Source organism: Neisseria animaloris (genome assembly GCF_900637855.1).
GTDB classification, from domain to species: domain Bacteria; phylum Pseudomonadota; class Gammaproteobacteria; order Burkholderiales; family Neisseriaceae; genus Neisseria; species Neisseria animaloris.
The window spans coordinates 52181-66631 of sequence record NZ_LR134440.1 but is presented as its reverse complement, the minus strand read 5'-3'; the positions used below and the strand labels follow the sequence as shown (position 1 = coordinate 66631).

Below are 14451 nucleotides of genomic sequence, written 5' to 3'. Positions count from 1 at the left end.
CTTTAACAACTCTGCAAAATCTTTCAACACAAAATGACTCACATCAAACAACCCGTATTAACAAAAATATTTAACAACCATCATCTATATAATTTTATTTTTCAACGTACCCGCCCAATTACCATATCGGCAGACAAACTAGGAGTCAAAATGTTATCTTTTTTAGCATCCAAACCGGGCAATCCCGTACCCGAAGCAGAAGTCAGAGAACGGTATAACCGCCTCAGATGGCATGCCTTATTCGGTATCTTTATCGGTTATGCCGCCTACTATATTCTGCGAAACAACTTTCTGCTTTCGTCTCCCGAGCTGATTGCCGAATTCGGCTTTACCAAAAAAGACATCGGTTTTATTTCCGGCACGATGCTGATTGTGTACGGTATCAGTAAAGGCGTGATGTCGGCACTGGCCGATAAGTCGAACCCGAAACATTTTATGATTTTTGGTTTGATGATGTCCGCCCTCGTCAACCTCATGATGGGCTTTAGTGCATCTTTCTGGATTTTCTTATTGCTGTGTATTCTGAACGGTATTTTTCAGGGTATGGGTGCGGGGCCTGCTTATGTGGTGCTGGCAAGCTGGTTCCCGCGTAAATCACGCGGCGTAACGACGGCTGTTTTCAATATCTCGCATAACGTCGGCGGCGGCCTGATCGCCCCGATTGCCGGTGCAGCCATTGCGTGGCTGGGTACAGAGCACTGGCAGGCCGCACATTTCATTGTGCCCACAGTACTGGCATCCATCGTTGCCGTTATCGTTTATGTGTTCGGTGCGGGCCGTACTTACAACGAAGGCCTGCCTCCCATGAACCAAATTCTGCAAAATGAAAATGAAGAATTGGTCGCAACCAAAACAGAAGACATCGACCTGACCACATGGCAGATTTTCAAACAATATATCCTGAAAGACATCAATGTATGGTTCGTATCGTTTATCGACGTATTCACCTATATGATCCGTTTCGGCGTGCTGACTTGGCTGCCACTGTATCTGCTTGAAACCAAAGGTTTCACCAAAGGCCAAATGGCAACCGCTTTTGCGATTTTCGAATGGGCGGCCATTCCGTCCACCCTGCTTGCCGGCTATGTAACCGACACCTATTTCAAAGGCAGACGCATGCCGCTGGCCATGATCGCTTTGGTCGGTGTGGGCATCGCCATCTTTGCTTACTGGGGCGGACAAGACCTACTCACCGTTACCATCGGTGCCGGTATCGTAGGCTGTTTGATTTATGTGCCGATGTTTTTGTCTTCACTGCAAGCCATTGAGTTGGTGCCTTCTTTTGCTGCCGGTTCTGCTACCGGTTTGCGCGGCCTGCTCAGTTATGTGCTGGGCAGCTTCTCCGGCACCGCCCTCTTCGGTATTTTGGCCGAACGTTACGGCTGGGATGCCGGTTTCTATCTTCTGCTGTTTGCCGTAGCCGCCTGTATTTTCTGCTGTTTCATGACCCATCGCGGCGTATTGCGTTTGGAAAAACGACGCACCGTTGTCGACAGCCAGTAATCCGACCCGATTCATGCTATATTAAAGGCCGTCTGAAATCTTTTTCAGACGGCCTTTAACTTTTGCTTTCCATATCATCCGAATCCGAACATTCATGAGCAAACATATCCTTCTCGGCATCAGCGGCGGCATTGCTGCATACAAATCCTGCGAACTGGTACGACTGTTGAAAAAACAGGGTCATGACGTTACCGTTGCCATGAGCCGCGCAGCAGCCGAATTTGTTTCGCCACTTACTTTTCAAGCACTCAGCGGCAATCCCATTTTATCCGAAACCCACGGCGGATACAGCGGCAACGGCATGGCACACATCAATCTCACACGCCAAGCCGATGTCTTTCTGATTGCCCCTGCCACAGCCAACACCATCGCAAAAATAGCCAACGGCATCGCCGATAATCTGCTTACCAACCTTGCAGCCGCACGCAAATGCCCGCTTGCGGTTGCTCCTGCCATGAATGTCGAAATGTGGTTCAATCCTGCCAACCGCCGCAACATCGCCCAACTGATTTCAGACGGCATCACCGTATTCCAACCCGTCTACGGCGAGCAGGCTTGCGGCGAAACCGGCATAGGCCGTATGCCCGAAGCGGTCGAATTGGCGGAGCTATTGCCCGACTTATGGACGGAAAAAACTCTACAAGGCAAAAAAGTATTGATTACCGCGGGTGCCACCTTTGAAGCCATTGACCCTGTTCGCGGCATTACCAATCTCTCCAGTGGCCAAATGGGAACCGCCCTCGCCCGCGCCTGCCGCGCAGCCGGAGCCGAGGTTACCCTGATATACGGCCAACTTCAAACCCCACTGCCTTTCGGCTTGGCCCATACCGAGCAAGCCGTCAGCGCCCAAGCCATGTATGAAATGGTGCATAAACATATCGGCAGGCAAGACGTATTTATTTCCGTAGCCGCCGTAGCTGATTACAAAGTGAAAAACAGCAGCCCGCAAAAACTGAAAAAAGACGGCAGCGGCATTCCTCCCGTCATCAAATTGGCGGAAAACCCCGATATTCTTGCTTCCGTGGCTTCACTCGCTAACCCGCCGTTTTGCATCGGATTTGCCGCCGAAAGCGAAAACGTACTCGAAAACGCCCGCGCCAAACGTTTGCGTAAAAACATTCCGATGCTGGTGGCTAACGATGTGTCCATCTCCATGGGTAAGACAACCAATCAAATTACCATTATTGATGAAAAGCAGGAAATTTCACTGCCGGAAACTGATAAAAACCAAGCCGCAGCCGCAATCGTGGCGCGCTTGGCAGAATGGGTAAAATAAAACAAATCCGATATATACGAAAAAGGCCGTCTGAAAATATTTCAGACGGCCTCACTTATCTCAAAACAACCAATTACGCTTCTTTGTTTTCAGTCGCTTTCGCACGCAAGCGCAGGCTTAACTCGCGCAGTTGTTTCTCGTCAACCGCATTCGGCGCATTGGTCAGCAAGCATTGGGCGCGCTGGGTTTTCGGGAAAGCAATCACGTCGCGGATAGATTCGGCACCGGTCATCAACGTAACCAAACGGTCTAAACCGAAGGCCAAACCGCCGTGCGGAGGCGCGCCGAATTTCAGGTTGTCCAGCAGGAAGCCGAATTTTTCCTGTTGCTCTTCAGGGCTGATTTTCAGGGCGGCAAACACTTTTTCCTGAACGTCGGCACGGTGGATACGGATAGAACCGCCGCCGATTTCCCAGCCGTTCAATACCATATCGTAGGCGCGCGCCAAGCAGTTTTCGGGATCGCTTTCCATCAGGTCTTCATGACCGGGCTTGGGCGAAGTAAACGGATGGTGCATGGCGGCATAGCGGTCGTTTTCTTCGTCGTATTCGAACATCGGGAAATCAACCACCCACAACGGTTTCCACTCATCCGCGAAGTAACCGTTTTCCGCGCCGTGTTCGTGGCCGATTTTGATACGCAGCGCACCGATGGCTTCGTTCACAATCTTGGCTTTGTCGGCACCGAAGAAAATAATGTCGCCGTTTTGGGCTTCGGTTTTGGCAATGATTTCTTTCAGGCAGTTTTCAGACAAGAATTTCACAATCGGAGATTGCAGGCCGCTGTCTTCGCCGTTGGTGATGTTGCTCACGTCGTTGACTTTGATGTAAGCCAAGCCTTTCGCGCCGTAGATGCCGACAAATTTGGTGTATTCGTCGATGTCTTTACGGCTTAATTTCGCACCGTTGGGCACGCGCAAAGCCACCACGCGGCCGCCTTTCATATCGGCTGCGGCACGAAATACTTTGAATTCTTCGGTTTTCATCAACTCGGTCAGCTCGGTAAATTTGAGCGACACGCGCATATCGGGTTTGTCGGAACCGTAGTAAAACATGGCTTCGGAGAACGGCATGCGCGGAAAATCGCCCAATTCCACGCCCAATGCATCTTTGAACACTTGTTTGGCCATGCCTTCGGTAATATCCATGATTTCATCTTCGTTCAAGAACGAAGTTTCGATATCGATTTGGGTAAATTCGGGCTGGCGGTCTGCGCGCAAATCTTCATCGCGGAAACATTTGGTGATTTGGTAATAACGGTCGAAACCGGCCACCATCAGCAGTTGTTTGAACAGCTGCGGCGATTGCGGCAAAGCGAAAAACTCACCCGGATGCACGCGGCTGGGCACGAGATAATCGCGCGCGCCTTCGGGAGTAGAACGGGTCAGCATCGGCGTTTCGATGTCGATAAAGCCTTGTTCGTCGAGATAGCGGCGTACGCCCATAGCCACTTGGTAGCGCAGGCGCAGGTTGCGCTGCATCTGCGGACGGCGCAGGTCGATCACACGGTTGGTTAAGCGCACGTTTTCGCTGATGTTTTCGTCGTCGATTTGGAACGGAGGCGTAGCGGCGGTGTTTAAAATCTCGATTTCTTTAGCCAAAATTTCGATTTTGCCGGAAATCATTTTATCGTTAGCCGTGCCTTCGGGGCGGTTGCGCACTTTACCGGTAATGCTTAAAACGTATTCGTTACGGGCTGAATCGGCGGTTTTGAAGGCTTCCGGCGTGTCGGGGTCGATAACCACCTGCACGATGCCTTCACGGTCGCGCAAGTCAATAAAAATGACTCCGCCGTGATCGCGGCGGCGGTGTACCCAGCCTTTCACGGTAACGGTTTGATCTAAATATTGCTCGTCAATCAAGCCACAATAATTGGTACGCATAAAAATGAATCCCTTTATTTATTTTCGGATTTTGATGTTGATTGGAGACCGTCTGAAACAGTTTCGTTGTTTTCAGACGGCATAGCTGTCAGCAAGGCGGAAGCTTCGGCAGAATCCGGCAGCACCATGCCTAAAGAAATAACATATTTCAATGCTTCGTCCACACTCATATCCAGCTCGCGCACATCACTGCGTTTTACCATAATGTAATAACCGCCGGTAGGATTGGGTGTAGTCGGCACATAAACCGAAATATATTCCTCTCCTTGCGGTAAGCTTTGCAGCGCAGGAACCGGAATGCTGCCTGACACGAAAGCCAATGTCCAAATACCAGGTTGAGGAAACGGCACCAACACCGGCGTTTTAAACGATTGCCGGGAATCGGAAAGCAATGATTCCGATACTTTCTTAACGCTGGAATAAATGGATTTTACAACCGGTATGCGGCCGAGCAGATTATCCCAAGCGGCAATCATACGTTTGCCTAATACATTCGCACCCAGCAAACCGGTAACGAACAATACCAACACCGCTACGATGAAGCCCAAACCGGGAATATTGAATCCTAAAAAGTACTTCGGCTGCCAATGCAGAGGAAGCAGATTAATCAATTGGTCGGACGCGGAAACGATATAGGTAATCACCCAAACCGTAACGGCAATAGGCAGCCATACCAAAACGCCCGTAATCAGGTATTTTTTCAATGCTTTAGCGAAACTGCTGCTATCTGCCGTGTATTTTGCCATAGTGTCAATCTTAAAGTTGCTGCCCAAGCGCGGCATTATACGCGCTTGGGCAGCAATAAACGAGTGTTTTTGAACGTTCTAAAAACCGTCCCAATCATTTAACATAAAACCAAAACCGACACTGTTATGTTTGTGGTTATAGTCGAGCAAACTTTCGCCGTAGCCGTGAAAACCCTGTACATAACCTTTCAGCTTGCCTTTAATCGGGAAAGTATAATCGGTTTGCACACCTCCCCTGCCGGTTTTCGGGTTATAACGCATGGTGGTGGCAACGGTTTGCTGGTTGTTAAATAAGTATTGCAGTTTTAAATCGCCGTAACCCATATAACGGGAAATATCGGGGTTATCGTCTCTTTCGCCTTTCTGGTCAAACGCCCTTACCCATAAACGCGGAATAACCGTTAACTTACCCCATTCCATACCTGCCATACCGTAGATGCGGTTCCAAGAACGTGATAGAGGACGGCTTTGACCATTCGACTGGTGCACCAAACCCAAACCAAGCATGCGCAACTTACCTCCGCCCGGCAAATCGGCCTTCACAGGCTGGGTAATAAAAAACTCCGGCTGGTAATCGTTGTTACGGAACGGTGCCGATTTTTCGCCTTGATTCCATACCTGCCAATGCGAGGTTTGAGTATAACCAAACCAAATATCGGCACGGGTTTTGAATACATCCTCCATCAACTTGGTTTTAAAAGAAGCCTGCATTTTGGCTTCCAAGCGCTTCTGCTCTTTGGAAATCCGGTTTTCAGACACCCCTCGTGTAGATGATTGCGGCATTCTGTTCGGATTGCTGTTGTACCATGCAGGAATCAGATACATAGGATTATGCTCGCGCACCGATAAAATTCCGCTTGTATGATTCTGATCCAAATCATACATCTGGCTCAACGGTGTATAAGCGTCCGCCGCATCAAGCAGAGTTTCCGTAGGAGCGGCCAACGGCTGCCCTTGGTCTGTACTAAAAACAATAGTAGCTTCTTTTCTGTGTAAACTTTCATCCACCGTTCTAACCAAATCTACAGCTTTAGGTTTGCTTTTTGGCGGTGTTGGTGCTTTTTGCAGCGGAAATTGTGCCGAATACACTTTATCAAAACAGGCCAGACGCAATGAGTTGTCCCGTACCAAGGTACATTGCAATGCAGCATCCTCTGCCGCAGCCGAAGGTACTGCTGCCGATAAACAGGCACCGATAATCAAATAACGTTTCAACATTATATTTACCAACCACTTTCCGAAGGCCACCTGAAAACTTCAGACGGCCTCCAAATGCTTGCCTTACCGTTTCAATTTATCAAAATCTTCAAATCAAAAAAGTAAATGCTCCTGAACACGAACTTCCGTCTGTTCAGGAGCATTTACATGATAGCAGTGCGGAGCTCAACAGCATTACCGCGTCGCACCTACCGGCCTGCTCAAATTAAGCCAAAGCTTTAATCCTGGCAGACAAACGGCTTTTATGACGAGCTGCTTTGTTTTTGTGATAAACGCCTTTGTCGGCAATACGGTCGATCACTTTCACAGACTCTTGATAAACTGCTTGGGCGGCAGCTTTATCGCCGGCTTCAACCGCTTTCAGTACTTTTTTCACCGCTGTGCGGAAAGCAGTACGCAGGCTGGCGTTGTGGGCACGTTGTTTAACCGCTTGGCGGGCGCGTTTGCGGGCTTGTGCGCTGTTTGCCATATTGAATATCTCCTGATAAAAATCAAATTTTCGTAAACGCGTAATTTTAAATACTTAACTGTATATACGCAAGTGTTTTAATCAAAAAACCCGACACCCGCCTGCAAGCCCTCCCGAAAGCGACAACCTTCAAACAAAAATGCTGCTTTCAGACGGCCTTTCTGCCTTATGTCTCACCTCCTCAAAACACCCCCTATCATTTTGATTTTTATTAGGCACTCCATTACAATACCGCTCCATGCCGCCGCCGGGGTTTACTATGGGGCAGCGGCTTCTTTCATTTCAACCATTTCATCAGGAAAACAACCCGTATGAAAAAATCAGTATTAGCCGTAATCGCAGCCCTTTCTTTGGCTGCGTGCGGCGGACAAAGCGAGCAAAAAACCGCCCAACCTCAAGCAGATGCAGGTTCTGCCGCTGCTGCCAATACAGACGGCCTGCCCGCAACCAATAATCTCAACATATACAACTGGTCGAACTACGTTGACGAAAGCACTGTTGCGGACTTCAAAAAAGCCAACAACCTGAAACTTACTTACGACCTGTATGAAAATAATGAAACGCTGGAAGCCAAAGTATTAACCGGCAGGTCGGGTTACGACCTTGTTGTGCCCGGTATCGCTTTCCTGCCGCGCCAAATCAAAGCAGGCGCATATCAGAAAATCAATAAAGATTTGATTCCTAACTATAAAAATATCGATCCCGAGCTGTTGAAAATGCTCGAAACGGCCGACCCCGGCAACGAATACGCCGTACCCTACTTCTCAGGGGTGAACACTTTGGCCATCACAGCTAAGGGTAAAGAAATACTGGGCGGCCAACTGCCTGAAAACGGCTGGGATTTGCTGTTCAAACCCGAATACACCAAAAAATTGAAATCTTGCGGCATCGCTTTATGGGATACCCCCAGCGAAATGTTCCCGATTGTGCTGAATTATCTGGGTAAAGACCCAAAAGGAACCAACGCCGACGACATCAAAGCAGCAGCGGCCACTCTGCAAGCCATCCGTCCCGACGTGAAACGTTTCAGCCCGTCGGTTATTGACGAGTTAGCCCGTGGCGACGTGTGTTTGGCAGCAGGTAACGGCGGTGATTTGAACATGGCGAAAGCGCGTTCGGAAGAAGTGAAAAACAATGTGGGTATCGAAGTGCTCACACCGAAAGGTATGGGTTTCTGGATCGAATCTTGGTTGATTCCCGCCGATGCCAAAAACGTGGCTAATGCCCACAAGTACATCAACCATACACTTGACCCCGAAGTGGCTGCGAAAAACGGCAATGCCGTTACTTTCGCCCCCGCCAGCCTGCCGGCCCGTGAAAAAATGGATCCTACGCTGGTTGCTACCCGATCCATTTTCCCGAATACCGATGATGTAAAAGACGGTTTCGTTATGCCGCAAATGGCAGATGATGCGAAAAAACTGACTGTGAATCTGTGGCAGAAAATCAAAGTTGGCTCCCGTTAAACCTGTGTTCATAAAAAACGACGGCTGTATGATGCAGCCGTCGTTTTTTATGATTGGCAAACCGAACATACAATGCAGCCTAGCTCGGGTAGGAAGCAAATGACCTGTGCTGCTCTACTCGGGTGCGCTGGCTAAATCCGCTTTGCCGTTTTTTCTGTATTGTCCCGGAGACATGCCGTATTGCTTTTTAAAGGCTTTACCGAAATGCGTTTCTGAACGGAAACCTACCGACAACCCCACCGACAATACCGAATCTGCCGTATTTTTAAGCAGCAAAGCAGCCTGCTGCAAACGGATGCGGCTTACAAAAACGTGAGGGCTAACGCCTATTTGCTGCTTAAACAAACGCATCAACTGGGCTCTCGACATATTGGCAGCCGCTGCCATATCGCCGACACTCCACGTGTATTCCGGCGATGCCAATACCGCTTGCACCACCCCTCTGAGGCGGTAATCCTGCCAGCCGTTCAATGTACCGGCCAGCACCTCCCGATTGCCCTGTTCCAAATAAACGCGCATCAATAACACCAATAAAACGGAAAACAAAGCATTGACAACAGTTTCCGCTCCTTCTTCCTTGCGTTGCGCCTCGTATTCCAACATGCTTATCAAAGCACGTAACGAGGGATGCTCGACTTTCAAATAAACAGTTTCCGGCAAGCTCTTGATTAAATCAGCTTGGGCATCGTAATCAAAACGGGCACAAAATAAATCCATCCCCTTTCCTGCGGAACCACTTTTTTTCAGCGTAAACACCCCGTTTTGCACAATTTCAGGCACATCACAGGTATTATCGCAAGCCACACTGCTGCTGATAATATGCCCCGCAACACGGGGAAAAAGAACCACATCGCCGGCCTTCAAAAGGCGTGCATCACATCCGTCAACCTTTAAATACCCTTCCCCTTCGGCAACGATATGCACCTGTCCCTGCGTTTGCACAGGCTCTTGCCGCACATACCAATTCTCTTGAAAACGACATTGCACATCCACACGCCCTTTGATTTGGGCCAGAGAAACTAATTTATCGAGAATATCCATTTCGCACCAGATTTTGAGACGATTTGCAGATTATTCTACTGGTTTTTTTGTAAAATGAAGCCGTCTGAAATTCAAAATAACCAACCAGAAAGGAAATTAACATGTTTCAAAATTGGCCTGAACATACTGCCCATGTAAAAAAATTGTTTGGCGAATTAGGCAAATCCCATCCTAAAATGGTCCAAGCCTATGACTTGCTCGATCAAGCGGCGGCGGCCGAAGCATTGGACGAGAAAACCCGAGAGCTGATTTCCATTGCCGTAGCCATTACCACACGCTGCGAAAGCTGCATCAGCATTCATGCCGAAAATGCAGTTAAAGCAGGCGCAACCGAAAGCGAAATCGTCGGAGCTTTAGCAACGGCCATCTCGCTCAATGCCGGTGCCGCCTACACCTACGCTTTACGTGTTTTGGAAGCTGCCGAAACCCAACGCTGATTTTCCCAGTTCGTTGCTACATCAAGCAGATGAACCTTGCCCGCCTTACGGCGGGCTTTTTTCAAACGGCCTGTATAGAAGAATCTGAACATTGATTGAACATCCAGTGCGAGCTACCAAAAACACAGCCTTTCAGCCGTATTTTTGCAAGCAGTGAACACAGATATTGTATAATCCCGCTTTCTGCCAAACCGCCTGCATAAATGTTTCTCAATATTTCTGAAACTTCAACAACATCAGGCGGTCAATGTTCCTTTTGCCGCCGTTTTGTTTTTCAGACGGCCTCCACGATACAATTGTTATGGCTACCAAATCCCCCAAAACTACTGAAAAAACCAACAAACCCAAGACTGCAAGCACAAGGCCGTCTGAAAAAAAACCGCTGCGTCATGCCAGAGGAGTAACGAAAAACAATCCCGTCAAAAAACGTCCGCAACATATCGTAAACCTGATCAACGACACCGGCTGGCTGCTCGGATTATTGGTTACCGTTTATGTTGCCCTAGCGCTTGCCAGCTTCACGATGGACGACCCTGCATGGTCGCGCAGCGTGCCGCCTTCCGATGATGTACACAACCTCGGCGGCCTGTTCGGTGCTTATCTTGCCGACATCGGCTATTACCTGTTCGGTTTATCGTTTTGGTGGTGGGTAATCGCCGCTTGCGTTTTCCTCTATAAAAACTTCCGTCCGTTGCAAACCGAAGAACGTAAACCCTACAACCACACTATCGCCATATCTGCTCTAGCCGTTTTACTGATTTGCAGCCCGATTCTCGAAGTGTTTTCATTTAAAAACCAGCTTGCCGATTCTTTGCCCGTCGGTGCAGGCGGATTGGTGGGTTCGTTTGCAGCTGCCGGCTTGAGCTGGCTGCTGGGCACATCGGGCAGCCTGCTGATTATGCTGGTGATTTTGCTGCTGGCCCTATCGCTTCTCACGCAAGTTTCGTGGTTAGACATCCTCGAAAAAACCGGCGCCAAACTGGAATGGTTTTGGATGAAACTCACCCGTAAAGAATACAAATACATCAAAGACTTGCCCGATGCCAAAACCACCCGCCGTATGGTGCGCGAAGCGAAAAACATCACCGCCGAGCCGGTACAACAAATTGAAGGCACCAGCAGCAACCGCAAAGCCGTTCCCGTATCCGTTGCGCCGCCCGCACCCGTTCAGCCCGCCTTGTTTGATGAAAAAGGCGAAGCGGCCGAACACCAGCACAGCGGCGAATACACCAAACCTTCGCTGCACCTGCTGCGCCTGCCGCAGGGCGAGCCGCCTACCATCAACCCCGACAAACTCCAGCAAACCGCCGAACGCATCGAAGCCAAGCTGGCGGAATTCGGCATTGGTGCGCAGGTGGTTTCCGCCACGTCGGGGCCGGTAATTACCCGCTTTGAAATCGAACCGGCACAAGGCGTGAAAGGCAGCCAGATTGTCAACCTTTCCAAAGACTTGGCACGCTCGATGTCGTTACAGGCGGTGCGGATTGTCGAAACCATTGCCGGTAAAAACACCATGGGCATCGAGCTGCCCAACGAACGCCGCCAAGACGTAATGTTGAGCGAAATCCTCTCGTCGCCCGTGTTTACCGATGCCAAGTCCAAGCTCACCGTCGCGCTGGGTAAAGACATCGCCGGCATTCCCGTGGTCGGCGATTTGGCGAAAATGCCGCATTTATTGGTCGGCGGTATGACCGGTTCGGGTAAATCGGTAGGTGTGAACGCCATGATTCTGTCGATTCTGTTTAAAGCCACGCCCGAAGAAGTGCGCTTTATTATGATCGACCCGAAAATGCTGGAATTGAGCATTTACGACGGCATCCCCCACCTGCTCTGCCCCGTAGTTACCGATATGCGCGAAGCCGGCCAAGCGCTCAACTGGTGCGTGGCAGAGATGGAAAAACGCTACCGCCTGCTTTCGCACGCCGGTGTGCGCAATATCGAAAGCTTCAACAAAAAAGTGGCCGATGCCAAAGAAGCAGGCAAACCGCTGCTCAATCCGTTCAGTCTCAATCCCGACGATCCCGAACCTTTGGACAAACTGCCGATGATTGTGGTGGTAATCGACGAATTGGCCGACCTGATGATGACCGAACGCAAAGCCGTCGAGCAGCAAATCGCCCGCCTCGCCCAAAAAGCCCGCGCCGCAGGCATCCACATGATTGTCGCCACCCAACGCCCGAGCGTGGACGTGGTTACCGGCCTGATTAAAGCCAACATTCCCACCCGCATGGCGTTTACCGTGCAAAGTAAAATCGACAGCCGCACCATTCTCGACCAGATGGGTGCCGACGAACTGCTGAAATACGGCGATTCGCTGTTCCTGCAACCCGGCAACGCCGAGCCGACCCGTCTGCAAGGCGCATTCGTATCCGACGACGAAGTCCACCAAATTGTCGCCCACGTCAAACGCCAAGCCCCGGCCAACTATATCGAAGGCCTGCTCAGCGGCGAGGCGGCATTGGAAACCACCAATATCGTCAACCCCAATGCCAACAGCGACGAACTGTTTGATCAAGCCGTGGCATTTGTATTGGAGACCCGCAAAACCTCGATTTCTTCCCTGCAACGCCAGCTCAGAATCGGCTACAACCGCGCTGCCAACCTGATGCAGGCGTTGGAAGATGCCGGTGTGGTTTCGCCAGCAGATGTCGGCGGCAGCCGCAAGATTTTGGCGCAGAAAGATAATCTGTAAAACGATAAAAAGGCCGTCTGAAAACTCAAAGCAGGTGTTTTCAGACGGCCTCTTCTTTTAATGGAAGCCTTGCCGCCAACAAAGAATCTAACTGGAAACAAAAAAAAGCAAGATGGCGAAATCAAACAAGGCCATTAAGACCTTAAAATCAAATTTTACAAGTTTACCCGTTTAAACTGAAAAGGCCGTCTGAAAACTGCTACTGTATCTTTCAGACGGCCTTTCCCAACTCTAATACAGCATATTTCGGTATCCAACCTATTTGTTTTTATCTGCCAGCAACAACCGCACAATATATTCATCTTGCGGCAAAGTCAGTTTTAAATTACGGCTGTCGCCCCGAACCAACAAAGGCTTGATGCCCAATGCCTCAACCGCCGAGGCTTCATCGGTAACCGCACTCAAATCTTCAACCGACAAAGCACGCTGCAATAAGGCCGTCTGAAAAAGCTGCGGCGTTTGTGCCTGCCACAAGCCGCTACGCGGTACGGTTTCTCCGATTTGCTTTCCTTGCGCACGCTTAAGCGTATCCGCAACCGGCACGGCAAGAATGCCGCCGCACGCCTGATCTGCGGCTTCATCAAGCAAACGGCTCAAGGCTTCGGCCGGTAAGCAGCAGCGTGCGGCATCGTGCACAAGAATATTGTCTGTATCTGCCGCCAATCCTTGCGCTACCAATGCATCCACACCGTTCCTTACTGTTTCGGCACGGCTGCCGCCGCCGCAATGCAGTAAAACCGTTTTATCAGAGGCCGTCTGAAAAAAACCATCATCCGGAGCCAACACAACAGCGATACAATCAATTTTCGGATGGCCGGAAAAAATATCTAATGCATGTTGCAAAACGGTTTTGCCGTTGATCTCTACATATTGTTTAGGTTTGCCTGCACCGAAACGTTCTCCGACACCGGCGGCCGGAATCAAAGCGATATTACGGCTCACGCTTTCGCCCCGCTTCCTTTTGCAATACGCCATAAACATTGGCCGCCGACAGCTTTATCCAAGCCGTCCAGATAAGCCTCATGATCTGCCGCTTCGAATTCATCGGCTTTGATTACTTTCAAATAGGCGGGGCGTTTTATTTCCGTAATGATATGTACTTCTTCTTCCTCTTCGACAGTATTGTCCATCAAGTCGAACTGGCCCCGCGTCATTGCCAAGTAAACTCCGCCCAGCAATTCGCAGTCGATTAACGCCCCATGCAACACACGTTTGCTACGGTCTACGTCAAAACGGTTACACAACGCATCCAAACTTGCTTTCTGCCCCGGAAACATTTCCCGCGCCATCGCCAGCGTATCGATAACGGTACAGCCCAACTCATTAATAGTGGGCAACCCCATGCGGCGGAACTCCATATCCAAAAAGCCTACGTCAAACTTGGCGTTATGGATAATCAACTCCGCCCCGCGCAAAAAATCTGCAATTTGCAGGCCGACCGCTGCAAAATTCGGTGCATTTTCTTCTTCCAAACGCTCAAGAGTAATCCCGTGCACGGCAACCGCTTCTTCGGGAATGTCGCGCTCAGGATGGACATACAGATGCAGATTGTTGTCAGTCATCTGGCGGTTAATCATTTCCAGCCCGGCGAACTCGATCAAACGGTCGCCGCTATTGGGGTAAAGGCCGGTGGTCTCGGTATCAAGAATGATCTGGCGGGTATTCATGGCATAACACTTATAAAAAAGTCCAGCCGCATCATACTAAAAGCAGCTGCGAAA

General features: G+C 49.9%; 11 protein-coding genes and 1 pseudogene. 5 read left to right on the top strand and 7 right to left on the bottom strand.

Annotated features, from left to right (window positions below; all coding sequences use genetic code 11):
- Positions 1-150: 150 nt before the first annotated feature.
- Positions 151-1503, top strand: coding sequence for an MFS transporter (locus tag EL216_RS00295; protein ID WP_085390922.1), 1353 nt, complete (start codon positions 151-153; stop codon positions 1501-1503).
- Between the two features lie 94 nt (positions 1504-1597).
- Positions 1598-2779, top strand: a complete 1182-nt coding sequence (gene coaBC / locus EL216_RS00290) for a bifunctional phosphopantothenoylcysteine decarboxylase/phosphopantothenate--cysteine ligase CoaBC (protein WP_085390862.1) — start codon at positions 1598-1600, stop codon at positions 2777-2779.
- A 73-nt stretch (positions 2780-2852) separates the two neighbouring features.
- Here coaBC and aspS read toward each other — a convergent pair whose 3' ends face one another.
- From aspS to rpsT, 4 genes are all read right to left on the bottom strand, one after another.
- Positions 2853-4661, bottom strand: coding sequence for an aspartate--tRNA ligase (gene aspS / locus EL216_RS00285; RefSeq protein ID WP_085390861.1), 1809 nt, complete (start codon positions 4659-4661; stop codon positions 2853-2855).
- 14 nt (positions 4662-4675) lie between these two features.
- On the bottom strand, positions 4676-5407 hold the full coding sequence (locus tag EL216_RS00280; protein WP_085390921.1) for a DUF502 domain-containing protein: 732 nt from the start codon (positions 5405-5407) through the stop codon (positions 4676-4678).
- Positions 5408-5485: 78 nt separating this feature from the next.
- Entirely contained in the window at positions 5486-6625 is a 1140-nt protein-coding gene (locus EL216_RS00275) for a phospholipase A (protein ID WP_085390860.1), read from the bottom strand.
- Positions 6626-6830: 205 nt separating this feature from the next.
- The gene (gene rpsT, locus EL216_RS00270) at positions 6831-7094 is read right to left on the bottom strand and encodes a 30S ribosomal protein S20 (protein ID WP_085390859.1); all 264 of its coding nucleotides are present in this window, start codon (positions 7092-7094) and stop codon (positions 6831-6833) included.
- A 311-nt stretch (positions 7095-7405) separates the two neighbouring features.
- Between rpsT and EL216_RS00265 the strand changes: the two genes are divergently transcribed.
- Positions 7406-8560 carry an extracellular solute-binding protein gene (locus EL216_RS00265; protein WP_085390858.1) on the top strand — a complete coding sequence of 385 codons (1155 nt, stop codon included), beginning with the start codon at positions 7406-7408 and terminating at the stop codon, positions 8558-8560.
- 114 nt (positions 8561-8674) lie between these two features.
- Here EL216_RS00265 and EL216_RS00260 read toward each other — a convergent pair whose 3' ends face one another.
- Entirely contained in the window at positions 8675-9601 is a 927-nt protein-coding gene (locus EL216_RS00260; protein ID WP_085390857.1) for an AraC family transcriptional regulator, read from the bottom strand.
- A 101-nt stretch (positions 9602-9702) separates the two neighbouring features.
- Between EL216_RS00260 and EL216_RS00255 the strand changes: the two genes are divergently transcribed.
- A complete protein-coding gene (locus tag EL216_RS00255) occupies positions 9703-10038 on the top strand; it encodes a carboxymuconolactone decarboxylase family protein (RefSeq protein WP_085390856.1) in 336 nt (111 codons plus the stop codon).
- A 448-nt stretch (positions 10039-10486) separates the two neighbouring features.
- Positions 10487-12730, top strand: a pseudogene (locus EL216_RS00250) (DNA translocase FtsK); the annotation flags it as partial.
- Positions 12731-12988: 258 nt separating this feature from the next.
- Here EL216_RS00250 and ispD read toward each other — a convergent pair.
- A complete protein-coding gene (ispD, locus tag EL216_RS00245; RefSeq protein ID WP_232005250.1) occupies positions 12989-13672 on the bottom strand; it encodes a 2-C-methyl-D-erythritol 4-phosphate cytidylyltransferase in 684 nt (227 codons plus the stop codon).
- A complete protein-coding gene (dnaQ, locus tag EL216_RS00240; RefSeq protein WP_085390854.1) occupies positions 13669-14397 on the bottom strand; it encodes a DNA polymerase III subunit epsilon in 729 nt (242 codons plus the stop codon). Before dnaQ ends, ispD begins: the two co-directional genes overlap by 4 nt.
- Between the last annotated feature and the right edge of the window lie 54 nt (positions 14398-14451).

Bases quoted from the DNA above. Each gene is read 5' to 3' on its own strand.
- EL216_RS00295 (WP_085390922.1), top strand. From the start codon at position 151: ATGTTATCTTTTTTAGCATCCAAACCGGGCAATCCCGTACCCGAAGCA.
- coaBC (WP_085390862.1), top strand. From the start codon at position 1,598: ATGAGCAAACATATCCTTCTCGGCATCAGCGGCGGCATTGCTGCATAC.
- aspS (WP_085390861.1), bottom strand. From the start codon at position 4,661: ATGCGTACCAATTATTGTGGCTTGATTGACGAGCAATATTTAGATCAA.
- EL216_RS00280 (WP_085390921.1), bottom strand. From the start codon at position 5,407: ATGGCAAAATACACGGCAGATAGCAGCAGTTTCGCTAAAGCATTGAAA.
- EL216_RS00275 (WP_085390860.1), bottom strand. From the start codon at position 6,625: ATGTTGAAACGTTATTTGATTATCGGTGCCTGTTTATCGGCAGCAGTA.
- rpsT (WP_085390859.1), bottom strand. From the start codon at position 7,094: ATGGCAAACAGCGCACAAGCCCGCAAACGCGCCCGCCAAGCGGTTAAA.
- EL216_RS00265 (WP_085390858.1), top strand. From the start codon at position 7,406: ATGAAAAAATCAGTATTAGCCGTAATCGCAGCCCTTTCTTTGGCTGCG.
- EL216_RS00260 (WP_085390857.1), bottom strand. From the start codon at position 9,601: ATGGATATTCTCGATAAATTAGTTTCTCTGGCCCAAATCAAAGGGCGT.
- EL216_RS00255 (WP_085390856.1), top strand. From the start codon at position 9,703: ATGTTTCAAAATTGGCCTGAACATACTGCCCATGTAAAAAAATTGTTT.
- dnaQ (WP_085390854.1), bottom strand. From the start codon at position 14,397: ATGAATACCCGCCAGATCATTCTTGATACCGAGACCACCGGCCTTTAC.